The sequence below is a fragment of the Alistipes sp. An66 genome (assembly GCF_002161445.1).
In the GTDB taxonomy this organism is placed as follows: Bacteria; Bacteroidota; Bacteroidia; order Bacteroidales; family Rikenellaceae; genus Alistipes; species Alistipes cottocaccae.
Window position 1 is genome coordinate 201,695 of the sequence record NZ_NFHT01000001.1, and the last position, 25,758, is coordinate 227,452.

The window sequence follows — 25,758 nt, forward strand, 5'->3', positions numbered from 1 at the left end:
ACGTTTCTCGCATACAAAAATAGGGAAAAAACATTATCTTTGAAAATCCAAAATTCCGAAAGCAATGGATTACCGATTCACCATAGCACTGATCTACGATTTCGACGGCACGCTCGCTCCCGGCAACATGCAGGAGTACGACTTCATCCCGGCCGTCGGCAAGAGCAACAAGGAGTTCTGGACCGAAGCCAACACGCTGGCCGAAGAGCAGGACGCCGACATGGTCCTCACCTACATGGCCCGGATGATCCAGGAGGCCAAGTCCAAGGGTCTGTCGCTGCGGCGCGAAGCCTTCCAGGAGTCGGGACGCCGCGTGACGCTCTTCAACGGCGTGCGGGAGTGGTTTTCGAGAATCAACCGCTACGGCGAGGAGCGGGGGATCCGCATCCTGCACTACATCAACTCGTCGGGGTTGAAGGAGATCATCGAAGGCACGGAGATCGCCCACGAATTCCGCAAGATCTATGCCTGCTCGTTCCTCTACGACGTCGACGGAATCGCCTACTGGCCCGCCGTGGCGGTCAACTACACCAACAAGACGCAGTTCATCTTCAAGATCAACAAGGGCGTCGAATCGGTCTTCGACTCGAAGCTCGTGAACCGCTACATCCCCGAAAACGAACGCCCCGTGCCGTTCAAACGCATGATCTACGTCGGCGACGGCACCACCGACATCCCCTGCATGCGCCTCGTGAAGAACTCCGGAGGGCACTCCATCGCGGTCTACAACCCCGACCAGAAGGGAGCCCGCAAGGAACTGGCCTCGCTCATCCACGACAACCGCGTGAGCCACGTCTGTCCGGCCGACTACTCGGAAGGATCGGAGATGGACACGCTCGTAAAGACCATCATCGACAAGATCGACCTCGACGACCGGTTGGAAAAACTCGAAGTCGTCCGCTGACCGCCATGGCATCCGCAAGCGGAAAACGCATCTACGCCGGACGTCTGATCCGTCCGGAACGCCTCGGCGGATCCCCGGAATGGACCGCCGGACTGCGGCGCCGTCCGACCGCCGTGTGGATCACCGCCGCGGTGCTGGCGCTCTGCATCCTGCTGCCCGTCGTCGGATTCCCCGCCCTCTACGTTGCGGCGGTAGCCTGCGGTGTCTTCTACCTCGACAACGAACCCCTCGAACTGCTGCGGCTCCCGGAGCTGGGCGCCGGCCGGCTGCTCGTCCGCAAGGTCCTCACGGCCTGGCGGAACTACTTCCTGCTGACGGCACCCTTCGCGCTGCTGGCCGTCGTCGCACACCCCCGCACGGTGTGGATGGCCGCCGCATGGATCCCGATGGCCGCACTCGCGCTGTTCCATGCCGTCGTGTCGAAATACGCCCACTACACCCCCGACACCCCGACACGCCGTCCGGTGGCGGCCCGTTTCGCAAACGCAGGCTTCATCCTCCCGGTGCTGCTGCCGCTGACCCTCTGCCTGACGGTCAGCTACACGCTGCGCGCCGAACGCAACCTCAACCGCTATCTCCATGATTACGATTGATGCACTCCGGATCCGCGACGGACGGCGGATGCTGCTCGACGGCGTAACGATGCACCTGTCGCGAAATGCCGTGCACGGCATAGCGGGGGAGGGGAGGAGCGCCCTGCTGGAAGCCCTCTACGGCATCCGGACGCCCGACTCCGGGACGATCTCCGAAGCGGGACATCCGCTGCAACGCCGCGAGATGGCCTTTTTGGAGGCCGACCCGCACTTCTGGCCCGGACTGACCGCCCGCGACTGCATCGGACTGGTGCGGCACAACGGCCGATTGGCCAACCCCGAGGCGCTGCTCCGCCGCTTCCCCGTACCGCCCGACGCACAGGCCGCAACGCTGGACCCCCTGGCACGGAAACATCTCGGCATCATTCTGACGTTGATGCGCGACAAACGCATCCTGCTGCTCGACGAACCCTTCCGCGGACTGGAACCCGAGCGGGTGTTCGTCATGCAACAACTCCTCCTGCGGCTGGGGTCCGAAGGACGGACGGTCATCCTCGCCTCCGGGAAAATCTCCCCGCTGGAAGGCGTCTGCGACGACCTCTACCTGCTGGGCGGCGGCAGTGTCCTCGCCCGCTACGAACACTACGAACTGGGCCGCGCGATCCCGAATCCCGAATCGGGTTCGGGATTCCCGGAAAATTGAGTACCTTCGCCGAAAATCACAAAGCCATGAAAATACTCTTTGCCACGAACAATGCCCACAAACTCGCCGAGGTGCAGGCCGTACTGGGCGACGCATACACGCTCGTGACGCCCCGCGACTGCGGCGTCACGGAGGAGATCCCCGAAGAGCAGGAGACCCTCGAAGGCAACGCCTCGCAGAAGGCGCACTACCTCCACGACCGCACCGGTCTGGACTGCTTCGCCGACGACACCGGACTCGAAGTCGAGGCGTTGGGCGGAGCCCCCGGCGTGCACTCGGCCCGCTACGCCACCGACGGACACGACTTCGCGGCCAACAACCGCCTGCTGCTGAAAAACCTCGAAGGGGTCGAAAACCGCCGGGCCCGCTTCCGCACGGTCATTTCATTGATCCTCAACGGAGAGGAGCACCTCTTCGAAGGGAGGGTCGAGGGCCGCATCCTCGACCATGAGACCGGACACGAAGGGTTCGGATTCGACCCGCTGTTCGTTCCCGACGGCAGCGACCGGAGCTTCGCCGAGATGTCCGCCGAAGAAAAGAACGCCGTCTCGCACCGCGGCCGCGCCGTGCGCAAACTGGCGGCCTGGCTGCACGAAAACGCCCGATAACCGATAAAAAAGAGAACCATGGAGGAGGTAAAGTGGGGGATTCTGGGTTGCGGCAACGTCTGCGAACACAAGAGCGGACCGCCGATGTACCAGACGGAACATTCGTCGCTGGTGGCCGTTATGCGGCGCGATGCGGCGAAAGCGGCCGACTTTGCTCGCCGTCACGGCGTGCCGCGCTTCTATACCGACGCCACGGAGCTGATCGCCGACCCGGAGGTCAACATCGTCTACGTCGCCACGCCGCACGCCACGCACCGGGAGCTGACGATCCGGGCACTGGCCGCCGGAAAACCGGTCTACGTCGAGAAGCCCATGGCGATGAACCACGCCGAATGCCTCGACATGATCGCCGCAGCCGAGAAACACGGTCAGAAACTCTTCGTGGCCTACTACCGGCGGGCGCTGCCCTATTTCCTGAAAGTCCGGGAGCTGCTCGAAGCCGGACGGATCGGAACCCCGCAGCGGGTCGAGGTCCGCTACATCCGTTCCGCAAGGCCCGAAGACCGCGACCGGGAGCATCTTCCGTGGCGGTTGCGGCGGGAGGTCGGCGGTGACGGCTATTTCTGCGACATGGCGCCCCACACGCTCGACATCCTCGACTTCCTGCTGGGAGAGATCGCCGAAGCCCGGGGTGAAAAGAGAAACACGGCGGGACTTTACGACGTGGCCGATACGGTCTCGGCGGAGTTCCGCTTCCGGTCGGGCGCCGTCGGCACGGGCCTCTGGCGTTTCACGGCTCCGCCCGAGGAGACCGGGGATTCGGTGCTCGTCACGGGCAGCGGAGGTTCGATCCGGTTCAGCACCTTCGCCTTCACGCCGATCGAACTGGCGACTCCGCAGGGCTGCGAGCGCTTCGCCATCGCCCCGCCGGAGCATATTCAGGGCCCGCTGATCCGCACGATCGTCGCCGAACTCCGCGGCGAAGGGCAATGCCCCTCGACCGGCATCTCGGCCGCCCGTACTTCGTGGGTCATGGATGCAATTCTGAAAGAATAAATGCGTATCTTTGCCGCACCTATGGAGACGAAAAACTACGACAAGGAGGAGCGTTTCGACCCCGCGACGGTCGAGACCCTCAAAGGACACTATACGGAGATCCTCCGCCTGCTGGGCGAGGACCCAGCCCGCGAAGGACTGCTGAAAACGCCCGAACGGGTCGCCAAGGCGATGTCGTTCCTCACGAAGGGATACGACGAAAACCCGCTCGACATCATCCGTTCGGCCACCTTCCGCGAGGAGTACAAGCAGATGGTGCTGGTCAAGGACATCGAACTCTATTCGCTTTGCGAACACCACATGCTGCCCTTCTACGGCAAGGCCCACGTGGCCTACATCCCCAACGGATACATCACCGGGCTGTCGAAGATCGCCCGTGTGGTGGAGTGCTTCGCGCGGCGGTTGCAGGTCCAGGAGCGGCTGACGGTCCAGATCCGCGACTGCATCCAGGAGGCCCTGAACCCGATGGGCGTGGCCGTGGTCATCGAGGCCAGCCACATGTGCATGCAGATGCGCGGCATCGAAAAGCAGCAGTCCGCCACCACGACTTCGGCCTTCACCGGCATCTTCCTCTCCGACCACCGCACCCGCGAAGAGTTCATGACCCTCATCTCGCACAAATACCGTTAAAGAACCGGATACCACGGCGTTGCCACGACCGGAAATCCGCACAGCTGGGGATTTCCGGTTTTTTCATGTCCCGTTCGGCCCCGCAGGGCGGAAACGACTGAACGGGGAACGAAATTTGAACCGCAGCGGGGGACAGCAAACCAAAAATCAAAACATCATGAACGTCAAACAACTCCGTTACATTGCGTTCGCGCTCGTGGCAGCCGCGTTCTGCTCGTGCCAGAAAGATCCCTCGACGTCGGATCTCCACAGGGACTATCTGGTCTACACCGCCTGCGATTCCGGGACCGACTTCTCGGCAATCGACACCTACTTCCTCCCGGACAGCATCCTCGTCATCGGAAACAGCAACCGGACCGAATACTGGAAGGATGAGGATGCCTTGCAGATCATCGACGTCGTGGAGAACGGTATGAACAACGCCGGCTACACGCGCACCGACGAAAAAACCTCGGCCAACGTGGGCCTCCAACTCAGCTACGTGCGCAAGGCGACCTACTTCGTCGGTTACGACAACCCCTGCTGGTGGTGGTACTACCCCTACTACTGGGCCCCCGGATACTGGGGCGACTGGGCCGGGTGGCACTATCCGTACAGCGTCTACTACGCCTATACGGCGGGTTCGCTGCTCGTGGAGATGGTCAACCTCGACGCCGACCAGACCGGAAACAAGAAACTGCCCGTCATCTGGGACAGCTTCATCGGCGGCCTGCTGACCCCGGATGCCGAACTCAACCTGCAACGAACCGTCGAGGGCGTGGAGCAGGCCTTCGTGCAGTCCCCCTACCTGAACAAATAGTCCAACGCTAAATCAGTCCGATCATGAAAACATCGAAATACCTCAAAACCATTGCCTTCTGCACGCTCCTGCTGGCTGCGGCCCTGCCGGGAAAAGCACAGGTATTCCCCAACACCTACATCAACATCGACTGGCAGATGGGTGTGCCCCTCGGAGACGACTTCGCCGACAAGGCCTCGGGCTGGGGCATGAACTTCGAAAGCGGATACTTCGTCACCCCGGCGATCACCGTCGGCCCCTTCATCTCCTACCAGACGAACCTGCAATCCATCGACCGCCAGACGCTCGACCTGGGGGACGGCTCATCCCTGACGACCAATCAGAAACACGCCCTGTTCCAACTGCCGTTCGGCGTCACGGGCCGCTACAACTGGCTTACGGACAGCGTCTTCCAGCCCTATGCAGGCTTGAAGGTCGGAGCCTGCTACGCCGAGATGTCGTCCTACTATTACATCGTCAGGCAGTACACCGAGACGTGGGGCTTCTACCTCTCGCCGGAGGTCGGCGTGTCGATCTTCCCGCGTCCCGACTATCGGCTGGGATTCCACGTGGCGCTCTATTACAGCTACGCCACCAACAGCGGCGACGTGCTGGTTTACTCGGTCAACAACATCAACAACTTCGGCATCCGCGTCGGCGTCTCCTTCTGACGTCTTCCGGAAAACGCTCTCACGAAAAGACCCGCTTCCATGATGGAGGCGGGTCTTTTCACCTTTGCACAGGAGGACTCAATGCGCTTCGAGCCAGTTGTTGCCCACCCCGGCATCGGCGATCAACCGCACTTTGAGCCGTGCGGCGGACTCCATGCACTCGGTGACGATCCGCACGACCTGCTCCTGCTCCTCACGCAGCATGTCGACGACCAGTTCGTCGTGCACTTGCAGGATCACCCGCGAACGGATCCCCTCGGCGGCAAAACGGCGGTGGACGTCGATCATGGCGATCTTCATGATGTCGGCCGCCGAACCCTGAATCGGAGCATTCACGGCGTTACGCTCGGCCAGCCCGCGCGCCACGGCGTTGTGCGAATTGATGTCGTTGAGGTAGCGGCGCCGGCCGAAGATCGTCGAAACGAATCCCTCCTCCTTTGCCTTCTCCACGACGCGGTCCATATACTCCTTCACCCGGGGATAGGAGGCGAAATAGCCGTCGATGATCTCCCGGGCCTCCTTGCGCGGAATTTCCAGACGCTGGCTCAACCCGAAGGCCGAAATGCCGTAAATGATGCCGAAATTGGCCGTCTTGGCCCGCCGGCGCTCCTCGGAAGTAACCTCCGAGATCGGTTTGTTGAAGAGCCGCGCAGCGGTCGAGGCGTGGACATCCTCGCCGTGCTCGAAGGCCGCGATCAGCGACTCGTCGCCCGAAAGGTGGGCCATCAGCCGCAGCTCCACCTGGCTGTAATCCGCCGAGAGGAGCAGGTGCTCGTCGTCCGACGGAATGAAGGCCTTGCGGATGCGGCGCCCCATCTCGTCGCGCACCGGAATGTTTTGCAGGTTGGGGTTCGTCGACGAAAGGCGCCCGGTGGCCGTCACGGCCTGGTTGAACGACGTATGGATGCGTCCCGTGCGGCGGTTCACCAACTGCGGCAAAGCCTCGACATAGGTCGACAGCAGCTTCTTGACTCCCCGGTATTCGAGAATCAGGTCGACGATGCGGTGTTTGTGCGCGAAGGATTGGAGATACTCCTCGTCGGTGCAGAACTGCTTCGTGCGCGTCATCTTGGGCTTCTCGGCAATGCGCATCTTCGCAAAGAGCACCTCGCCCAGCTGCCGCGTCGAGTTGATGTTCAGATTCGGCTCCCCGGCCTCGGCCCGCACCGCCGCTTCGAGCTCCGCGAGTTTGCGGTTCAACTCCACGGCATAGGTCGCCAGCGCCTCCGAATCGATCCGCACGCCGGCCATCTCGATGTCGGCCAGCACGGCGATCATCGGCTCCTCGACCTCGAAATAGAGATCGTGCAGGCCGATCTGTTCGACCAGCGGAAAGAGCACCCGTTTGAGCCGGAGCGTGACGTCCGCGTCTTCCGCAGCGTACTCTTTCACGCGCTCGACGTTCACCAGATCCATCGTCAGCTGCCGGGCTCCCTTGCCGATCAGCGTCTCGATCTCGATCGGCCGGTAGTTCAGGTACTTTTCGGCCAGGATATTCATGTTGTGCCGCGACTCGGGATCCAGCAGGTAGTGGAGGATCATCGTATCGTAGAAACGGCCCCGGACCTCGATGCCCAACTGCCGCAGCACCATCAGGTCGAACTTGATGTTCTGGCCGATCTTGGCAATGCGCCCGTTCTCGAACAGCGGGCGGATGATCTCCGCATAGGCGCGGGTGTTCTCCTCCTTGAAGGGCACGTACCATGCCTTGAAGGGCTCGACGGCCAGCGACAATCCCACGATCCGGTCGTTGAAGACGTCGAGACCCGTCGTCTCGGTATCGAAGCAGAACTCCCCGTAACGGCCCACCTCGGCAACGACCCCGCGCAGCTGCTCGGCACTCTCCACAAGCACATATTCATGCGGCGTGGTCTGGGCCGTTTCGAAGTGCATCGACTCGGCTTCGGCCTGCAATTCGGCCGAGGGAACCGGCTCCGTCGTCATCGGGACCACCGGCTCGCCGAAGAGGTTCCCCTGTCCGGCCAGCGCGGCTTTCTTCGCCGCTGCCGACTTCGCCCGCGCCATCTCCGCCAACTGGGTCTGCGCCTCCTGCCGCGGAACATCCGAAACCGGCTCGGGCGGCGCCAGATTGGCCAGATCGTTCAGAAAAGCCTTGAAATCCAACTCGGCAAAGAGCGCCCGCAGATCGTCCAGATGCGGCTCGCAGACCGTGAGATCCTCCTCGCGCAGTTCGATCGGAACGTCCAGACGGATGGTCGTCAGCCGTTTGGCCAGCCGCAGGTTGTCGGCCCAGCCGGCGATCTTCTCACCCTGCTTTCCGGGAATCCGGCCGACGTTTTCCAGGATGTTCTCCACCGTGCCCCATTCGCGGACCAGCTTGCAGGCGATCTTCTCGCCGATGCCCGGAACCCCCGGGATGTTGTCCGACGCATCGCCCCAAAGGGCCAGAATGTCGCGCACCAGCTGCGGATCGTCGATGCCGTACTTGTCGCGGATCTCCTCACGGCCGACGATCTCGATGCTCCCGTCGGCGCCCCGCTGCTTGTAGATGCGGCAATGCTCCCGCACCAGCTGCCCGTAGTCCTTGTCGGGCGTCACCATGTAGACGTCATAGCCCGCCTCGGCGCCCTTCTGCGAGAGGGTTCCGATCACGTCGTCGGCCTCGTAGCCCTCGACTTCGAGAATCGGAATGCACATCGCTTCCAGCACCCGTTTCACATAGGGCACCGAAAGCAGGATATCTTCGGGCGTCTCCGCACGATTGGCCTTATACTCCGGAAAAATCTCGCGGCGGAAACTTCCGCCCGGGGGATCGAAGGCAACTCCCAGCAGATCGGGCCGCTCGCGCTTCTGGATGTCGCGCAGAAATTTCACGAACCCGAACACCACCGAGGTGTTCATCCCCGTGCGGTTACGCATGGGACGTCCCAAAAAAGCATAGTAATACTTGAAAATCAACGCATAGGCGTCGACCAGAAAGAGTTTTTTCATATCGGTGAATTGCGTCTGTTGTATCGGTTCAGGCATTGTCGCCGGCAAACCACTCGGCGAACGACGTCGCGGTTTCGTGCAGCCGCAGCGAGTGCAGCGCAACCCCTTCGGGCAGCCGCGGCGCAATGCGGGCCGCAAAATCCGCCAGCATGTTCTCGCACGTCGGCTGGTAAGCTACCGTCACGATATTCCCGAAACGGGCCGACAACGTCCGGAAGAGCTCCGACCCCGCCTCCGAGGCTTTGAGCACCAGCGCATGGTCGAAACGCGAAACGATCTCCTCGTTCACGATGCGTTTCAACACGCCGAAATCCATCACCATGCCGCACTTGGGATGCTCGGGATTCCGCTCCGGAACACCCTTTACCGTCACGAAAAGCCGATAGGAGTGTCCGTGGATCTCGCGGCACGGCCCGTCGTATCCTTCGAGGGCGTGCGCCGCCTCGAACGAAAATTCCTTGGTCAATCTGATTACTGCCATATTTCTGGATCGTGGTTCGGGAGTGCAAAACAGCAGGCCAGCATCTCCAACCACACCGCCTCCCGTACTCCGCAAAGATAATGGAAATCGGAAACAAAACCGCCTCCCGGGCGGAATCATTCCGAAAAAAAAGACGCCCCCGCATGCGGAGACGTCCCTGTTTCGCGGGGCCGGAGCCCTATTTCAGCTCCACGCGGCAGGGCGAGTACATCACGATGCCCTGCTGGCTCAACACCTCGCGCACGGCTTCGTACTCCTTCATCATGGCACCCAGATCCGAGCGCGTGAAGGCTGCGCGGACGCTCATGTTGAGCGACGAGAGGATCGCAGCCAAACCTGTCGGCTGCTCCGTGACCTCGACGATCCGGTACTCCTCGCCCAGTCCGGCCTTGTCGACGGCCAGCGCCAGGGCTGTCTTCAAACCGCCGCAGGCATCGACCAGTCCGATCCCCAGAGCATCCTCACCCGACCAGACACGCCCTCCGGCAATCTCCAAAACCTGTTCCAGCGGCAGGTTCCGTCCTTCGGAGACATCCTTCGTGAAGGTCGAATAGACCTTGTCCACGCCGCGCATGATCATCGACCGCTGCACGGGCGTCAGGGGACCCTTTCCGAGGAAATCCGACGACGTATTGCTCTGCACCCCGTCGACGGTGATGCCCAACTTGTTTTTCAACGCCTCGCGCGGATCGAGCACCATGCCGAAGACCCCGATCGAGCCGGTCAGGGTCAGCCGGTCGGCCACGATCACGTCCGCCGGGCAGGAGATGTAATATCCGCCGCTGGCGGCATAGGAGCCCATCGACACGATCACCGGTTTCTCGGCCCGCAGCAGCTCCATCTCGCGCCAGATGACATCCGACGCCAGGGCGCTGCCGCCCGGCGAGTTGACCCGCACGACCACCGCCTTGACCTTCTCGTTCCGCCGCACGTCGGCGAGTTTCGCCGCCAGCGTATTGCCGTAGATCTCCTTGCCGTAACCCTCGCCGTCGACGATCTGTCCGTCGGCATAGACGATGGCCACCTGATCGGCCGAGATGTTTTTCAGATCGGCCCCCACCTGTGCGGCGTATTCGCCCAGCGTCACGCAGCGGAAGCCGTCATCGTCGCACGCCACACCCAGGTCGGCCAGCACGTCGTCCATCTGATCCTCATAGAGCAATTCGTCGACAAAACCGTATTGGAGCGCCTCCTCGGGGAGCGTCACTTCGAGGTTGTCGGTGATCCGACGCATCTGCACGGAGTCGATGCCGCGCGAAGCGCAGACATCCCCCGAGATGGTGTTCCACATCGAATTCACGAGTTCCTGCATCTGTTCGCGGTTGGCCGACGACATCTTGTCCAGGATGAAGGGCTCGACGGCGCTCTTGTATTTGCAGGCCGTAGGTCGGAACACCTCCACGTTGAGGTCGAGCTTGTCCAGCAACCCCTTGTAGAAGGTCACGTTGGAGGCCAGACCCGTCCAATCCAGCCCCCCTTCCGGTTGGAGGCAGATCCTGTCGGCCACCGAAGCAAGGTAATACTGACCTTGCGAATAGGTCTCGTTATAGGCTACCACGAACTTGCCGCTCTGTTTGAACTCTTCGAGTGCCGCGCGCAACTCTTCCAGCAGTGCCGTTCCGGCGACGCCGCCCGTGCCGTTCATGCGCAGGTAAACGCCTTTGATCCGGTCGTCGGCCGCAGCCGCTTCGAGTGCCCGCAGCGCCTTGAACAGCGGCAGCCGCGGTGTGGTTTGGAGCGTCATCACGTCGAGTCCCTCCAACGGATCGGACGAGGGGGCATCGGTGAGCACCTCCGAAAAATCGATCTTCAACACCGACCCGGGAGCGACCGTCGCCTTGCTTCCGCCCATCGAACCGGCGATTCCCATCAGAACGAGAATCCACAGAAAGGATACAAGAAACGTCCCCGCCACAAAGGCGAGAAGTCCAGCCAGAAATGTCTTGAAAAAATTCATCTTATTCCGATTTATTACGTTGTCAAATCAAGATCCGCTCTTCCGTACCCCGGAATGATCGTCCCATCTCCTCCTCATCTCCCCCAATCTCCTTCCCGTCTTCCCCAATCTTTCCCCCCCCGGAAATACGGAACCGAAACGGTACTGCCGTTTCAATACCTTGCAAATATAACCATCTTTTACGAAAAACAAATAAAATTTATCGTTTTTCGATAAAATAAATCGGGATACTATATTTAATCCTGAAAATATGCGTTATCTTTGCAGAAAATGTCATATTCGCAACTATGGAAGACAAAATAAAAGAGCTGCTCGCCTCGATCGTCCACCCGGAAACGGGCAAGGACATCGTCGCCAGCGGATTCATCGAACACCTGGCCGCCATCGAGGGCAAAGTGACAGTCGTGCTGCGCTTCGCCAAGACGCGCGACCCCTTTGCCGTGAAGATCAAGAACCAGGCGGAACAGCTCCTGCGCGAGGCTTTCCCCGGTGCGGAGGTGCTCGTGGTCATCAAGGAGGGAGGCGCGGCGCCGCGTCCGGAACCGAAACTCACGACCACGACGGGCGGCATCGCCAAGGTAATTGCCGTGGCTTCGGGCAAGGGCGGCGTCGGCAAATCGACCGTCACGGCCAACTTGGCCATCGCCCTGCGGAACATGGGCTTCCGGGTCGGCGTACTGGATGCCGACATCTACGGACCTTCGCAGCCCAAGATGTTCGGCGTCGAGGGCTACCTTCCGGAAGCCGTCGTCGAGGAGGGCAGGGAGGAGATCGTTCCGGCCGAGTCGATGGATATCCGGCTGATGTCGATCGGCTTCTTCATCAAACCCGACGATGCGCTGCTGTGGCGCGGCGCCATGGCGGTGAGCGCCCTGAAACAGATGATCCACCAGACGCGCTGGGGAACGCTGGACTTCCTGCTGGCGGATCTGCCTCCCGGCACGGGCGACGTACATCTGTCGATCATCAGGGAGTTGAAAATCGACGCTGCGGTGATCGTCTCGACGCCGCAGCAGGTGGCCGTAGCCGATGTGGTGCGGGGTGTGGAGATGTTCCGCAACGAACATGTGAACATCCCCGTCGCCGGCATCATCGAGAACATGGCGTGGTTCACCCCCGCGGAGCTCCCGCAAAACCGCTACTACCTCTTCGGACGGGGCGGAGCCCGGGCCTACGCCGAGCAGAACGGCGTGGATTTTCTGGGTGAAATACCGATCATTCAGTCGATTATGGAGGGATCGGAAGAGGGACGCCCGGCCACGGCAACCTATCCCGAGGTGGAGGAGCGCTACCGTGCGATCGCCGAAAAGATTGTCGGCAAAGTGATGAAAAACGGTTGACAAGTTGTCGATAACCGGTTCAACAAAGGATGATAAAAAAGAATAAATCGGAGCGTCGGAAACTTGCTTTTCGGAAATCGATGCGGGTATATACAAGAATTTCCCGAAAGCAAATTTTTTTATGAAAAGTTGTGCCGCCGGGAATCCTTCAAAAAAGGGCATCCGATGTTGAAAAATCAAGGCTGTCGAAATGTGGAAAACCGATGTGAACAAATGTTGATTATTTCAGATATTTCATTAAAAATCAATATTCTAAATAAAGAATAAATCAAAAAGAAAAAAAGAAAGTGTTGATAGGGAAATAACAAAGCAAGTTGTGAACAGTATCAACAGTCATTCTATTTATTCTTCTTTTTAATTTATTAAATTTATTTTAAAAGGAATAAAAACAAAAAGTGATGAACGTCGAAAACTCCTCCGATCTCGCCCGACGCATCGAGGCGCTCAAACGCGAGAAGAACGCCGTGATCCTCGCGCATTACTACACGACGCCCGAAGTCCAGGCCGTGGCCGACTTCCTCGGCGACTCGCTGGCCCTCTCGATCCAGGCACAGCAGTGCGATGCGCGGATCATCCTCTTCGCCGGAGTGCACTTCATGGCCGAAACCGCCAAGGTCCTCTGCCCCGACCGGAAGGTGCTGATTCCGTGCCCCGAGGCGGGCTGCTCGCTCGCCGAGTCGTGCGACGCCGGGGATTTCGCCGCCTTCAAGGCCCGATACCCCGGCTACAAGGTCGTCTCGTATGTCAATACGACGGTCGGGGTCAAGGCCCTCACGGATATTTGCTGCACGTCGTCCAACGCCTTGAAGGTCGTCGAGTCGCTGCCCGCCGACCAGCCCCTGATCTTCGGCCCGGACCGCAACCTGGGGTCCTATATCCAGAAGCTGACCGGACGGCAGAACATGGTGCTGTGGAACGGCGCCTGCCACGTGCACGAGGAGTTTTCGTTGGAGAAACTGCTGGCGCTCAAACGACAGCATCCCGCGGCGAAGGTCGTCGTGCACCCCGAATGCCGCGCCTATATCGTCGAGGTGGCCGACTACGTGGGCTCGACGGCCGGGATCCTCGACTACTGCGGGCGGAGCGACGCCCGGGAGTTCATCGTCGTGACCGAGGCCGGAATCCTCGCCGAGATGCGCAAACGCTACCCGGAGAAGGTGTTCATCCCGGCACCGCCCGACGACGAGACCTGCGCCTGCAACAACTGCCGTTACATGAAGATGGTGACGCTGGAAAACATCCGTGCGTGCCTGGAAAACGAGTCGCCGGAGATCCTCCTCGACGAGGAGGTCCGCCGTGCCGCCGAACGCTCGATCCGCAACATGATCGCCATCCGTTAAGACCAGGCCGGCATGTTTCGCTTCGATAATGCGGACGTCCGGCGTCAGGACCGGCTGCTGGACGAAACGGCCGCCCGTGAGCTGCTGCGCACGGGCGAGTACGGCGTGCTCTCGATGCAGGCCGCCGAGGGCGGCGGTTACGGCATTCCGTTGAGCTACGTCTGGGACGGTGAGACGCGGATTTATGTTCATTGCGCCCCCGAAGGCCGTAAGCTGCGCTGCCTGGATCGCTGTGCGGAGGTGTCGTTCTGCGTCGTGGGACGCACGAAGGTCCTTCCCTCGAAATTCACCACGGCCTACGAGAGTGTCGTCCTGCAATGCCGCGCCGTGCGGGGGCTTTCGCCCGAGGAGCGGATGGATGCCCTGCGGCTGCTGTTGGAAAAGTATGCGCCCGAGGATTGCGTAACGGGGATGCGTTACGCCGAAAAGTCCTTCCATCGGACCGAGATCCTCCGTTTGGAGATCCGCTCGGCGAGCGGCAAGCAAAAGAAAATACCTTGAATTTCAAATCTTTCATTTCAATCTGATCCATGAAGAAAATCCTGTCTCTTTTGGCGGCGGTATGCGTGACGTTCTCCGCCGCTGCCGATGAAGGCATGTGGCTGCTGCCCTACCTTCAAAAGATGAATATCAAGACGATGAAGGAGCGCGGCTGCAAGCTCTCCGCCGAGGAGATTTACAGCGTGAACCGCTCGTCGCTCAAAGACGCCGTCGTGATCTTCGGCGGCGGATGCACGGGCGAAATCGTCTCGCCCGAAGGTCTTCTCTTCACGAACCACCACTGCGGTTACGCCTCGATCCAGCAGCTCTCGTCCGTGGAGCACGACTATCTGAAATACGGATTCTGGGCCATGTCGCAGGCCGAGGAGCTGCCCGCTCCGGGCCTCGAAGTGCGCTTCATCCGCAAGATCGCCGACGTGACGCCCGAGATCATGGGCAGCGTCCCCTCGATCGCCTCGCAGGAGGAGTACGAACGCATCACGGACGAGAACATCGAGGCCCTCGAAAAACGGCTCGGCGACGAGAATCCGGGCATGGAGATTCTCGTGCGCGACTTCTTCGGCGGCAACCAGTTCTTCGCCTTCGTCATGGAGGTTTACAAGGACGTGCGTCTGGTGGGAGCGCCGCCCTCGTCGATCGGCAAGTTCGGCGGCGACACCGACAACTGGATGTGGCCGCGTCATACGGGCGATTTCTCGATCTTCCGCGTCTATGCCGGGGCGGACAACCGTCCGGCCGACTATTCGCCCGAAAACCGCCCCTACAAGGCCGAGAAATTCCTGAAAATCTCGCTGGACGGCGTCGGGGAGAACGACTTCGCCATGATCATGGGCTTCCCCGGTTCGACCGAGCGTTATGCCACGTCGTATGAGATCGACGATCTGCTGAAAGTCGACAATCCCCAGCGGATCTTCATCCGCGGCGAGCGTCAGGAGATCCTCTGGAAGGATATGATTGCCGACGATGCCGTGCGCATCCAGTATGCCTCGAAATACGCCCGTTCGTCGAACTACTGGAAGAATTCGATCGGCATGTCGCGCGGCATCGAGAAACTCGGCGTAAAGGCCCGCAAGGAGGCACAGGAGGCTTCGTTCCAGGCGTGGGCCGAGAAGAACACCCTGCCCGAGGAGGGTTATGTCGACGCCCTGGCGAAGATCCGCGAGGCTGTCGGCGATATGTCGCCGCTGGGCGCATCGCGTCAGTATCTGGCCGAAGCGTTCCTGTCGGCCGTCGAGCTGCTGACGCCCGCACGTTCGTTTATCGACATGCAGCGGATGGAGGTGAAGGCGGAGATCAAGGATCCCGCTGCAGTCAAGGAGCGGTTTGCCGCATGGTACAAGGATTACAGCCCCGCGACTGACCGCAAGGTGGCCAAACGGATGCTCACGATCGCACGGGAGAACATGAAGGAGCTGCCGTCGTTCTATGCCGAGGTGGTCGACAAGAGGTTCGGGGGCGATATTGACGCCTGTGTCGATGATCTCTACGACCATTCGATTTTCACCTCCGAAGAGAAGGTCATGGCCCTGTTGGACGACTATGCTCCGGAAAAGATCGCTTCGGATCCTGCCGTTGTGATGGCCAGGTCGGTCATGGAGCAATACAAACGGCTTTCCGAGGCCCTCAAAGAGCCCAGGAAGCGTTACGACGAGGGACACCGCAAGTACATTGCCGGGTTGATGCTGCAGCAGCCCAAAAAGGCCTGGGCTTCGGATGCCAACTTTACGATCCGTCTGACCTACGGCCGTGTGCTCCCCTATTCACCGGCCGACGGCATCGAGTACAACTACTATACGACGCTGAAGGGGGTTATGGAGAAGGAGGACCCCGAGAATCCGCAGGAGTTCTTCGTGCCCGGGAAGTTGAAGGAGCTCTACGCCGCGAAGGATTTCGGGCGTTATGCCAATGCGAAGGGCGAGTTGCCGACCTGCTTCCTGGCCGACTGCGACATCACGGGCGGCAACTCCGGATCGCCGGTGCTGAACGACCGCGGTGCGCTGATCGGACTGGCCTTCGACGGCAACTGGGAGGCCATGTCGGGCGACATCGCCTTCGAGCCCGGGTTGCAGCGTACGATCGCCGTGGATATCCGCTACGTGCTGTTCATCGTCGACAAGTTTGCCGGGGCCGGCTGGCTCTTGGACGAGTTGCAGTTCGAATAGGACGGTTTCCGCACACACGAAAAAGGGATTTGCCTTCTATGGGGGTGAATCCCTTTTTTCGGCTTCCGGAGTGACGTCGGAGTTACCGGAAATTCGCTTTTTTCCGCCGTGTACGACAAAATTCCCCTTTTCGTTCCGGAATCCCTTAAAATTTCGTACTTTTGACGAAAATTAGCTATTCCCTTATCTTTTATGGCAAAAGAGTTCAAACGCTATCTCGTGACTTCGGCACTCCCCTATGCCAACGGTCCCGTCCATATCGGTCACCTGGCCGGTGTCTACATACCTTCGGATATCTATACCCGTTACCTGCGGCTCAAAGGCTGCGACGTGATCTCCGTCTGCGGATCCGACGAACACGGCGTGCCCATCACCATCAAGGCCCGCAAGGAGGGCGTCTCGCCCCAGCAGATCGTCGACCGCTACCATGAACTCATCAGGAAGTCGTTCGAGGGACTCGGCATGTCGTTCGACATCTATTCGCGCACCTCGTCGAAAACTCACGCCGAAACCGCTTCGGCCTTCTTCCGAAAACTCTACGACGAGGGCAAGTTCATCGAGAAGACCTCCATGCAGTACTATGACGAGGAGGCCCAGACCTTCCTCGCCGACCGTTATATCGTCGGAACCTGCCCGAAGTGCGGCAACGACCGCGCCTACGGCGACCAGTGCGAGAAGTGCGGCTCGACGCTCTCGCCCGACGAGCTGATCGACCCCCACAGCGCCGTGTCGGGATCCGTACCCGTGAAACGCGAGACCAAACACTGGTATCTCCCGCTGGATCAGTACGAAGGATTCCTCCGCGAGTGGATTCTCGAAGGACACAGGGAGTGGAAATCGAACGTCTACGGACAGTGCAAGAGCTGGCTGGACGGCGGACTGCAACCGCGTGCCGTGAGCCGCGACCTCGACTGGGGCATTCCCGTGCCGGTCGAAGGGGCCGAGGGCAAGGTGCTCTACGTGTGGTTCGATGCTCCGATCGGCTATATATCTGCTACAAAGGACCTTACGCCCGACTGGGAGAAATACTGGAAGTCGGAGGACACGAAGATGGTCCACTTCATCGGCAAGGACAACATCGTTTTCCACTGCATCGTCTTCCCGTCGATGCTGAAAGCCCACGGCGGCTATATCCTTCCCGAGAACGTCCCCGCCAACGAGTTCCTGAACCTCGAAGGCGACAAGATCTCCACGTCGCGCAACTGGGCCGTCTGGCTGCACGAATACCTCGAAGAGTTCCTCGGCAAGGAGGACGTCCTCCGCTACGTGCTCTGCGCCAACGCTCCCGAGACGAAGGACAACGACTTTACGTGGAAGGACTTCCAGGCCCGCAACAACAACGAACTGGTGGCCATCCTCGGCAACTTCGTCAACCGGGCGCTGGTGCTGACCAAGAAGTACTATGACGGCCGGGTCCCGGCCTGCGGCGAACTGACCGGCTACGACCGCGAGACGATTGCGGAGGTCGCGGCCGTGAAGGCGTCGCTCGAAGCCAATATCGAACATTACCGCTTCCGCGAGGCGTTGAAGGATGCCATGAACATCTCGCGCATCGGCAACAAATACCTGGCCGATACGGAGCCGTGGAAGGTCGTCAAGACGGATCCCGAGCGGGTCAAAACCATCCTGAATGTCGCCTTGCAGATCACGGCCAATACGGCCATCGCCATCGAGCCCTTCATGCCCTTCTCGTCCGCCAAAATCCTGAAAATGCTGGCCGTCGACAAGTTCGGTTGGGAGCGGCTGGGAGCCATGGACCTGGTTCCGGACGGACATGCGATCGGCGAACCGGAACTGCTCTTCGAGAAGATCGAGGACGACGTCATCCAGCGCCAGCTGGACAAACTCGCCGCCACAAAAGCTGCCAATCAGGCTGCCGAAGCTGCACAACATGTTGAACCACAGAAAGATACGATACAATTCGACGATTTCCAGAAGATGGATATCCGCGTTTCGACGATTTTGGCGGCCGAAAAGGTGGCCAAAACCAAGAAATTGTTGAAACTGACCGTCGACACGGGGATCGACAAGCGTGAAATCGTCTCGGGAATCGCCGAGCACTTCACACCCGAAGAGTTGGTCGGCAAACAGGTGCTGGTGCTGGTCAACCTGGCGCCGCGCGAATTGAAGGGTATTTTGTCGAAAGGCATGATCCTGATGGCCGAGGATGCCTCCGGAAAATTACGCCTTTTGCAGCCCGGCGATACGACCAACAATGGAGCTGTGGTCGGATAAGCCCGGGATTTTTCGATTTATTTTTGCTGAAAAAACTATTAAAACAGACGAATATGGAAAATACGGATTGGAGTGCGCTCGGTTTCGACTACCGTAAAACGGATTGCAATGTTCGTTACACCTACACCGATGGCAAGTGGAGCGACATGATCGTTACGGAAGACGAATACATTCACATGCACATGTCGGCTTCGTGCCTGCACTACGGGATCGAACTTTTCGAGGGTTTGAAGGCTTTCCGGGGGGTCGACGGGAAGGTGCGTCTGTTCCGTGTCGAGGACAATGCACGACGGATGCAGTCTTCGGCCAAACGGCTTTGTCTTCCGGTTCCTTCGGTGGAGATGATCGTCAATGCCTGCATCGAGGTGGTGAAGCGCAACGAGCGTTTCATTCCTCCCTACGGGACGGGCGCTTCGCTGTATCTGCGTCCGGTGATGTTCGGGACGACGGTCGGCCTGGGGGTCAAGCCTTCGAAGGAAGCCCTGCTGATCGTCTACTGCTCGCCCGTCGGCGCCTACTTCAAGTCGGGAATCGCTCCGATCCGTGTCGCCATCGACCGGGAACAGGACCGTGCTGCTCCACGTGGAACAGGCGACGTGAAGGTGGGCGGAAACTACGCTGCAAGCCTTCTTTCGGGCGAAAAGGGACATGAAATGGGTTATTCGAACATTATGTACCTCGACGCTGCCGAGCATAAATATATCGAGGAGTGCGGTGCCGCGAACTTTTTCGGTATCAAGGAGGGAAAATACATTACGCCGAAATCGCCTTCGGTGCTGCCTTCGATCACCAACATGAGCCTCCGTCAGTTGGCGGCCGATATGGGGCTCGAAGTCGAGCAACGTCATATTCCCGTTGAGGAGCTGCCGACCTTCGAGGAGTGCGGCGCCTGCGGAACCGCTGCCGTGATCTCCCCCATCGGTTACATCTACGACATGCAGACCGGCGAGTCCTACAATTACGGCGACCAGGTTGGCAAAAACTGTCTGGAACTCTACACCCGTTTGCAGGATATCCAGTATGGACGTGCCGAGGATAAATACGGCTGGTGTACGATCGTGCTGTAAATATCCGATTCTCGCAACGATTGATTTTTGTAAAAATAAACGATTTTTTGATTTAATAATCTTGAATTTTTACTAAAAATCAGTCAATTCGGTTAATTTAATAAAAGGAGCCTCTTCGTCAGGAGAGGCTCCTTTTATTGTCGGGTGATTGCTTGTCGGGAGGTAATTCCTTTTGTGTTCCACGTGGAACGCTTTTATTTCTGATTTGAATTGAATGAATGTAGGGGGTGTTCCACGTGGAACGTTTCGGTTTGTGCGTATAGGTTCGTTTTGCGTAGCTTGTTTATTTCCGGATGAGGGTGAATGTTTGTTCCACGTGGAACGCTGCTCTCGAAAAGATTGATGTCAAAATATAAATCGGAACCGAATAAAGAACCCGGTTCCGATCTACCCTCCCGGTCAGAGCCTATCTGCCGAACTTGACCAGCAATACATTGACATCTGCCGGGGATACGCCCGGGATCCGCGAAGCCTGCCCGATCGTCTTCGGACGGATTCGATTCAACTTCTGACGTGCTTCGATCGTCAGCGAATTTATCGAAAAGAAATCGAAATCTTCCGGAATGCGAATGCTTTCCAGTCGGTGCAGCTTCTCGGCGATGAATTTTTCTCGCTCGATGTAGCCTTTATACTTGATCTGGATCTCCGCCTCCTCGATCGCTTCGGCGTCGATTCCGTGCGACTCGATGAAACGACGCAGCTTCGGGAGAACCTCCTGCAACGTTTCGAAGGTGACGTTGTTGCGCATCAGAATGTCGTACAGCTTCCGACCCTGGCTCAAAGGCTCCTGTCCGACCGTTTTCAAATAATCGTTGATCTCGTCTGCCTTGATGCTCTGCGCGCGGGCGAAGGCTACAAGCGATTCTACGGAAGATTTTTTTTGCAGGAACCGGGCGTATCGCTCCTCGGAAATCAAACCGATTTCATGCCCGATCGGGGTGAGCCGCAGGTCGGCATTGTCCTGCCGCAGCAGAATTCGGTACTCGGCCCGCGAGGTGAACATCCGGTAAGGTTCGTCGACACCCTTCGTGACGAGGTCGTCGATCAGCACGCCGATGTAGGCTTCGTCGCGTTTCAGAACGATCGCCTCCTCCCCTTTCAGGGCCCGGTGGGCATTGATTCCGGCCATCAGCCCCTGGGCCGCGGCCTCCTCATAGCCGGTCGTTCCGTTGACCTGTCCGGCGAAGTAGAGTCCCGAAACGAGTTTGGTTTCGAGCGAATGGCGGAGTTGCGTGGGCGGGAAATAGTCGTATTCGATGGCGTATCCGGGACGGAAAATATGAACGTTTTCCAGCCCTTCTATCCGGTGCAGCGCCTCCCACTGCACCTCCCACGGCAGCGACGAAGAGAATCCGTTCAGGTAGTATTCGTGGGTCGACCGCCCCTCGGGTTCGAGAAAGAGCTGGTGCTGCTCCTTGTCGGCAAAGGTCCGCAACTTGTCCTCGATCGAGGGACAGTAACGTGGTCCGATGCCGTGGATCGTGCCGTTGAAGAGCGGCGAACGGTCGAATCCCGTGCGCAGAATGGCATGCACTTCGGGCGACGTGTAGACCAGAAAACAGGGCATCTGATCCTTTACGGGCTCGGTTTCGGGCGAAAAGGAGAATTTGCCGGGTTTTTCGTCGCCGTATTGGGGTTCGAGAATTTTGAAATTGATCGTCCGGGCGTCGAGCCGCGCCGGGGTTCCGGTCTTCATGCGGCCGGTCTCGAAACCGATGCTCCGCAGACTCTCCGTAATGCCGTGCGAGGCGGCATCCCCTGCCCTGCCCCCTTCGGCGTGGGCGGCGCCGCAGTGCATCATGCCGTCGAGGAAGGTGCCGGCCGTGAGGATCACCGCCCGGCACGAAAATTCGACCCCCATCCGGGTCCGCACGCCGCAGATCCGCGGGCGCGTAGCTGCGGCGGAGGGATTGTCCGAAGTATTCGGTTGAGGGGTCCGGTCGAAGAGCAGCTCCGTGGCGGCATCCTGCCAAATGTAGAGGTTCGGAATGTTTTCCAGCGTCCGACGCCACTCCTCCGAGAAGCGGGTCTTGTCGCACTGTGCCCGCGGACTCCACATGGCCGCTCCCTTCGACTTGTTCAGCATCCGGAATTGTACGGACGTACGGTCGGTGATGCGCCCCATCTCTCCTCCCAAAGCATCTATCTCTCTGACTATCTGTCCTTTGGCTACTCCTCCGACAGCCGGATTGCAGGACATCGAAGCCATTTTCGTCATGTCCATCGTCAGGAGCAGCGTCCGCGACCCCAGCCGGGCTGCCGCTGCCGCCGCCTCGCATCCGGCGTGTCCGCCGCCGATGACGATGATATCGTAATCGAGGGTCATTGTTTCTCCCAGAATTTCAGGTATTTGTCTTCCTTGCGATGCATCTGTGCGTTGGTGCGGGGGGTCTTGTCGCCCTGCCCGCAGAGGTGCAGCACGCCGTGGACCACCACCCGGCGCATCTCCTGCAACGCCGTGGCGCCGTATTGCCGGGCGTTGTCCGCCACGGTCTCCACATCGATGAAGATGTCGCCCGAGACGATCCCCGACCCCTTGCGGTCGCTGTAATCGAACGTGATGACGTCGGTGAAGTAGTCGTGTCCGAGGTACTGCCGGTTCATTTCCAGCAGCCGCTGCGCCGAGCAGAAGATGTAGCAGACATCCCCCAGCGTATAGCCTTCGGCCGCGGCCACCTCGTGCAGCCAGCGGGCCGTCAGCCTTTTCTGCGGGTATCGGTACGTGCAGTCGTCGGTATAGTATTTTACAGCCATTTTTCCTGGATATTTTCAATCGTTCCGGAGGTTCGGTATCCTTGTCCGGACGGGAAGAGATCTGCGGTTTCAGCGCCTTTTCCGGGGCTGTTCGGGCTTTCCCGCCCGGACTTTCCGCGCGTTTCTCCCTTTTTCCGCTCTCGTCCTCCTCTCTTTCGCCTTTTCTCCCGTTTCTTTCTCCCGTTTCTCTCCCTCGCTATTTCCGGAAACAGTTCTCGGCCCGCATCTTCTGATTCGGGTCCGGCGGGTAGATGCCGAAGACGAGCTTGTACTCCGTCTCCATGGTCATCACGTCGACCGCCGAGCCGATGGTTCCCAATGCCTGGTTCCGGGCCACTTTCTGGCCCTTCTCGACGCTGATCGTCCCCAGGTTGGCATAGGAGGTCAGGTACTCGCCGTGAGCCACGTAAACGTCGTATTTGTTCGTGATGCGGTTGCGCTTGATGTCGATGACCTTGCCTTCGTAGATCGAGATCACCTGCGCTCCCCGCGGTCCCGTGACCTCGGCCATGTTCTCCTTGTAGCGCTTCACGCGTCCGCCGACAACCGGAAGCCGCAGCCCCGAGGTCTTCGACGAGAACGAGGCGCCCTCCCGGTTGCCCTTCGTGAGTTTGCGCAGTTCGTTGATTGCCACATCCAGCTGCTGCTCCTGGTTTATTTTCCGTTGCAGGGCCGATTTCTCCTTCTGCGACATCGTACGGATGTTCGCCCGGGCGTTCCGCGCATCGCGTTGGAGCTTCTCGCGCTGCGTCGAGAGCTGCTGCGTCACCGAATCGAGCGAACGGTTGCGGCGGTCCAACTCCTCCTTTTCGATCCGGACCTGTTCGGTAAGGCTGGCGATGTCGCGCATCTTGCGTTCGCGCAGCGACGCCACTTCGCGCAGCGCCGTGATCTTGCGGGCTACGTCGGTGAAATCCCGCGATGCGAAGAGATAGGTCAGGTAATTGTTGTGCCGGTAATTGCGGTAGGCTTCGCGGACCATCTCGGCATATTGCGTGCGGTTGTGTTCGAGCGTTGCCGCGAGGTCTCCTGCCACGCTGTCCTTGCGGGCGATCTCCTCGCGCAGCAGCGAAGCCTCCTTTTCGGTCTCTTCGAGCAGCTGGTTCCGCGAGTCGATCTGGCGGGCCAGACGCCGCACCCGCTCTTCGGTCGCCGCACGCCCCTTTTGGAGCTTCGAAATCTCCCGCTCCTCGTTGGCAATACGCTTTTCGAGGTCCGCAATGATCTTCTTCTGCTTCTCGATGCGGCTGTCGGTCTGGGCCCGGACTCCGAAGGTGAAAAGCAGGGTGACGAGGAGCAGAAAAGCGGTCGGTTTCATACGGCGTTTATTCGACGGGTTTGGTTTGGGCGGGCTGCTTCATCCGCCGTTCGATCGGCTGCGGGTCGTATCCCTTTTCCAGCGCCCGCTGCCAGTAGATCTCGGCCATGAACTGTTCCCCCAGTTCGTGGAGCACATCCCCGTAGTGGAGCATCAGTTCGGGGCTGTTCTGGCCGTCGAGCGCCACGGCCTTTTGCAGCAGTTTCCGGGCCTCGTCCAGACGCCCCGACTTGAAAAGCACCCACGCATGGGTGTCCAGATAGGTCGGGTTGTTGTCCGTGAGCGCCACGACGCGACTCGACATCGCAAGCGCACGGTCCAGATCCCGCTCTTCGAGCGAGAGGAAGTAGGCGTAGTTGTTCAGCACCAGCGTGTTGTCCGGCCAGTAGGCGAGACTGCGGTCGTAGGACCTGTAACACTCCTTCATGGCGCGGCGGTCGATTCCGCTGCGCCCTTTCCGTCCGGGGAGTTTCGCCCGGGCGAAGAGCTCCTCCTCGGGGATCGAATCGTTGCCGAGGGCCTTCTGGTGCCAGGTGTCGCCGATCATCCCCCAGATGACGCTGCGCAGCGAGTCCGTATCGGCGTAGCGGAGTGATTCGCGGTATGCCCGGATGGCCAGCCCGTACTGCTTCGTCTGGTTCATCACGTGGCCCTTCGAAATGTGGAATTCCACCTTCCCGGGGAAGAGTTCCAGTGCTTTCGTGACGTAGCGGTCCACGGAGTCGGGGTGTTGGAGATAACTCTCGATGTCGATGACCATGCGGTAGTACTGCTCCACGGGGGGCTGGTCCGCCAGGTGGCTCTTGTAGAGCGAAAGGGCCTGCTCCAACTCGCCCGAGGCGATCAGATGCCCGGCATAGAGCTCCACGACGCGCGGATCGTCCGGATAACGGATGGCCAGCGTCGAGGCCAGATCATTCAGCTGGAAGTAATACTCGCGATAGAAGCGCGTGTCGGAGGTGAAGACCTCGAAGCGCTTGATCTTCAATTCGAGCGGGAGCTCCTCCGAGAGGAAGAGCCGGCGCGTGACGGAGAGCAGCGAACGGTAGTCCTGGCGTCCGGCGTGGAAATCGGCCAGCGACATGAGCGTCTGCACGTTCGTGGAGTCGATCGCCAGGGCGGTGCGGTATTCGGCCAGGGCGAGCGAGTCCTGCTTGTCGGCGGCATAGAGGTCGGCCAGCACCACGTGGTTCGCGGCTTCGTAGGGGGCCTCTTCGACGGCCGTGCGGGCTTCATCGAGGGCCTTGCCGATCTGGTTCGTGGCGACGAGAAGACGCCGTTTCATGCTGCTCAACAGCGGGATGCGCCCGAAGCGCACCTCGGCCGAATCGAGCGTCACCAACGCCTGAAACGGGCTTTGACGCTGTTCGTAGAGCGCCGCCACGATGCGGTAGTTGTCCGGATCCTTCGGGTTCTCCTCCATCAGGCGGCGGTAGACCTTCAATGCTTCGCCGTAGCGGTCGGTCATGAGCAGCGTCTGGCCGTAGAACTGCTGGTACCACCTGTTGGCCGTATCGAGCCGACAGGCCCGGCGTGCGGCGTCGACGGCTTCGTCGGGTGAGGAGGCAACGAGGCTTCCGGCCAGTTCGTACCACGCCGGGGCGTAGGTCGAATCGCGGCGGATCGCCTCCCGGAAGTACTCCCGGGCCCGGGAGGTGTCGCCCGCAATGGTGTGCTGCTTGATTCCTTCGGTATAGAACCATACGCTCGGCAGCGAGTCCGGACGGTCGGGGGCCGCCGGGTTCCCCTTTCCGGCGACGAAGGCCGCGGAAAAGAGGGCGAGGCAGAGGATCGTGGTCGCTGTCGGGCGTTTCATGCGTGCAGGGGT

21 protein-coding genes are annotated in these 25,758 nt (G+C 59.8%); 14 read left to right on the forward strand and 7 right to left on the reverse strand.

The genetic code is table 11. The features are described 5' to 3' along the window. Nucleotides 1–64 precede the first annotated feature (64 nt). The 8 genes from B5G16_RS00780 to B5G16_RS00815 all read left to right on the forward strand — a co-directional run bounded on the left by B5G16_RS00780 (nt 65) and on the right by B5G16_RS00815 (nt 5,823). Complete coding sequence (locus tag B5G16_RS00780; RefSeq protein ID WP_087260107.1) at nt 65–904, forward strand: HAD family hydrolase; 840 nt, start codon at nt 65–67, stop codon at nt 902–904. 5 nt (nt 905–909) lie between these two features. Next, nucleotides 910–1,497 carry a hypothetical protein gene (locus B5G16_RS00785; RefSeq protein WP_087260109.1) on the forward strand — a complete coding sequence of 196 codons (588 nt, stop codon included), beginning with the start codon at nt 910–912 and terminating at the stop codon, nt 1,495–1,497. Next, nucleotides 1,484–2,140 (forward strand): ATP-binding cassette domain-containing protein, encoded by a 657-nt coding sequence (locus tag B5G16_RS00790; protein WP_087260111.1) that lies wholly within the window; start codon nt 1,484–1,486, stop codon nt 2,138–2,140. Before B5G16_RS00785 ends, B5G16_RS00790 begins: the two co-directional genes overlap by 14 nt. A 26-nt stretch (nt 2,141–2,166) precedes the next feature. Next, nucleotides 2,167–2,748: an RdgB/HAM1 family non-canonical purine NTP pyrophosphatase gene (gene rdgB, locus B5G16_RS00795; protein ID WP_087260113.1), complete on the forward strand. Its 582-nt coding sequence runs from the start codon at nt 2,167–2,169 to the stop codon at nt 2,746–2,748. 18 nt (nt 2,749–2,766) lie between these two features. After that, nucleotides 2,767–3,744, forward strand: a complete 978-nt coding sequence (locus B5G16_RS00800; protein ID WP_087260115.1) for a Gfo/Idh/MocA family protein — start codon at nt 2,767–2,769, stop codon at nt 3,742–3,744. A 21-nt stretch (nt 3,745–3,765) separates the two neighbouring features. Beyond that, nucleotides 3,766–4,374: a GTP cyclohydrolase I FolE gene (folE, locus tag B5G16_RS00805; RefSeq protein WP_087260117.1), complete on the forward strand. Its 609-nt coding sequence runs from the start codon at nt 3,766–3,768 to the stop codon at nt 4,372–4,374. A gap of 157 nt (nt 4,375–4,531) precedes the next feature. After that, the gene (locus B5G16_RS00810) at nt 4,532–5,173 is read left to right on the forward strand and encodes a DUF4136 domain-containing protein (RefSeq protein ID WP_087260507.1); all 642 of its coding nucleotides are present in this window, start codon (nt 4,532–4,534) and stop codon (nt 5,171–5,173) included. Between the two features lie 23 nt (nt 5,174–5,196). Continuing rightward, nucleotides 5,197–5,823: an outer membrane beta-barrel protein gene (locus B5G16_RS00815; protein WP_087260119.1), complete on the forward strand. Its 627-nt coding sequence runs from the start codon at nt 5,197–5,199 to the stop codon at nt 5,821–5,823. Between the two features lie 78 nt (nt 5,824–5,901). Here the strand turns inward: B5G16_RS00815 and polA are convergent, their stop codons facing one another. From polA to sppA, 3 genes are all read right to left on the reverse strand, one after another. Further along, nucleotides 5,902–8,775, reverse strand: coding sequence for a DNA polymerase I (polA, locus tag B5G16_RS00820; RefSeq protein WP_087260121.1), 2,874 nt, complete (start codon nt 8,773–8,775; stop codon nt 5,902–5,904). Between the two features lie 28 nt (nt 8,776–8,803). Next, nucleotides 8,804–9,256, reverse strand: coding sequence for a 6-pyruvoyl trahydropterin synthase family protein (locus B5G16_RS00825; RefSeq protein ID WP_204227969.1), 453 nt, complete (start codon nt 9,254–9,256; stop codon nt 8,804–8,806). Between the two features lie 178 nt (nt 9,257–9,434). Next, entirely contained in the window at nt 9,435–11,213 is a 1,779-nt protein-coding gene (gene sppA, locus B5G16_RS00830; RefSeq protein ID WP_087260125.1) for a signal peptide peptidase SppA, read from the reverse strand. A 287-nt stretch (nt 11,214–11,500) separates the two neighbouring features. Between sppA and B5G16_RS00835 the strand changes: the two genes are divergently transcribed. The 6 genes from B5G16_RS00835 (at nt 11,501) to B5G16_RS00860 (ending at nt 19,858) form a co-directional block, all read left to right on the forward strand. Continuing rightward, nucleotides 11,501–12,553, forward strand: a complete 1,053-nt coding sequence (locus B5G16_RS00835) for an Mrp/NBP35 family ATP-binding protein (RefSeq protein WP_087260127.1) — start codon at nt 11,501–11,503, stop codon at nt 12,551–12,553. Between the two features lie 398 nt (nt 12,554–12,951). After that, on the forward strand, nt 12,952–13,893 hold the full coding sequence (gene nadA, locus B5G16_RS00840) for a quinolinate synthase NadA (protein ID WP_087260129.1): 942 nt from the start codon (nt 12,952–12,954) through the stop codon (nt 13,891–13,893). 12 nt (nt 13,894–13,905) lie between these two features. Then, on the forward strand, nt 13,906–14,394 hold the full coding sequence (locus B5G16_RS00845) for a pyridoxamine 5'-phosphate oxidase family protein (RefSeq protein ID WP_087260131.1): 489 nt from the start codon (nt 13,906–13,908) through the stop codon (nt 14,392–14,394). Nucleotides 14,395–14,423: 29 nt separating this feature from the next. Then, nucleotides 14,424–16,556: a S46 family peptidase gene (locus B5G16_RS00850; RefSeq protein WP_087260133.1), complete on the forward strand. Its 2,133-nt coding sequence runs from the start codon at nt 14,424–14,426 to the stop codon at nt 16,554–16,556. 192 nt (nt 16,557–16,748) lie between these two features. Continuing rightward, nucleotides 16,749–18,791: a methionine--tRNA ligase gene (gene metG, locus B5G16_RS00855; RefSeq protein ID WP_087260135.1), complete on the forward strand. Its 2,043-nt coding sequence runs from the start codon at nt 16,749–16,751 to the stop codon at nt 18,789–18,791. A gap of 53 nt (nt 18,792–18,844) precedes the next feature. Continuing rightward, the gene (locus tag B5G16_RS00860; RefSeq protein WP_087260137.1) at nt 18,845–19,858 is read left to right on the forward strand and encodes a branched-chain amino acid aminotransferase; all 1,014 of its coding nucleotides are present in this window, start codon (nt 18,845–18,847) and stop codon (nt 19,856–19,858) included. A 406-nt stretch (nt 19,859–20,264) separates the two neighbouring features. Here the strand turns inward: B5G16_RS00860 and mnmG are convergent, their stop codons facing one another. The 4 genes from mnmG to B5G16_RS00880 form a co-directional block, all read right to left on the reverse strand. Beyond that, nucleotides 20,265–22,184, reverse strand: coding sequence for a tRNA uridine-5-carboxymethylaminomethyl(34) synthesis enzyme MnmG (gene mnmG, locus B5G16_RS00865; RefSeq protein ID WP_087260139.1), 1,920 nt, complete (start codon nt 22,182–22,184; stop codon nt 20,265–20,267). Then, entirely contained in the window at nt 22,181–22,612 is a 432-nt protein-coding gene (ybeY, locus tag B5G16_RS00870) for an rRNA maturation RNase YbeY (protein ID WP_087260141.1), read from the reverse strand. The genes mnmG and ybeY overlap by 4 nt, the downstream gene beginning before the upstream one ends. Nucleotides 22,613–22,808: 196 nt before the next feature. Continuing rightward, nucleotides 22,809–23,930 carry a murein hydrolase activator EnvC family protein gene (locus tag B5G16_RS00875; protein WP_087260143.1) on the reverse strand — a complete coding sequence of 374 codons (1,122 nt, stop codon included), beginning with the start codon at nt 23,928–23,930 and terminating at the stop codon, nt 22,809–22,811. 7 nt (nt 23,931–23,937) lie between these two features. Next, a complete protein-coding gene (locus tag B5G16_RS00880; RefSeq protein WP_087260145.1) occupies nt 23,938–25,746 on the reverse strand; it encodes a tetratricopeptide repeat protein in 1,809 nt (602 codons plus the stop codon). Nucleotides 25,747–25,758 lie beyond the last annotated feature (12 nt).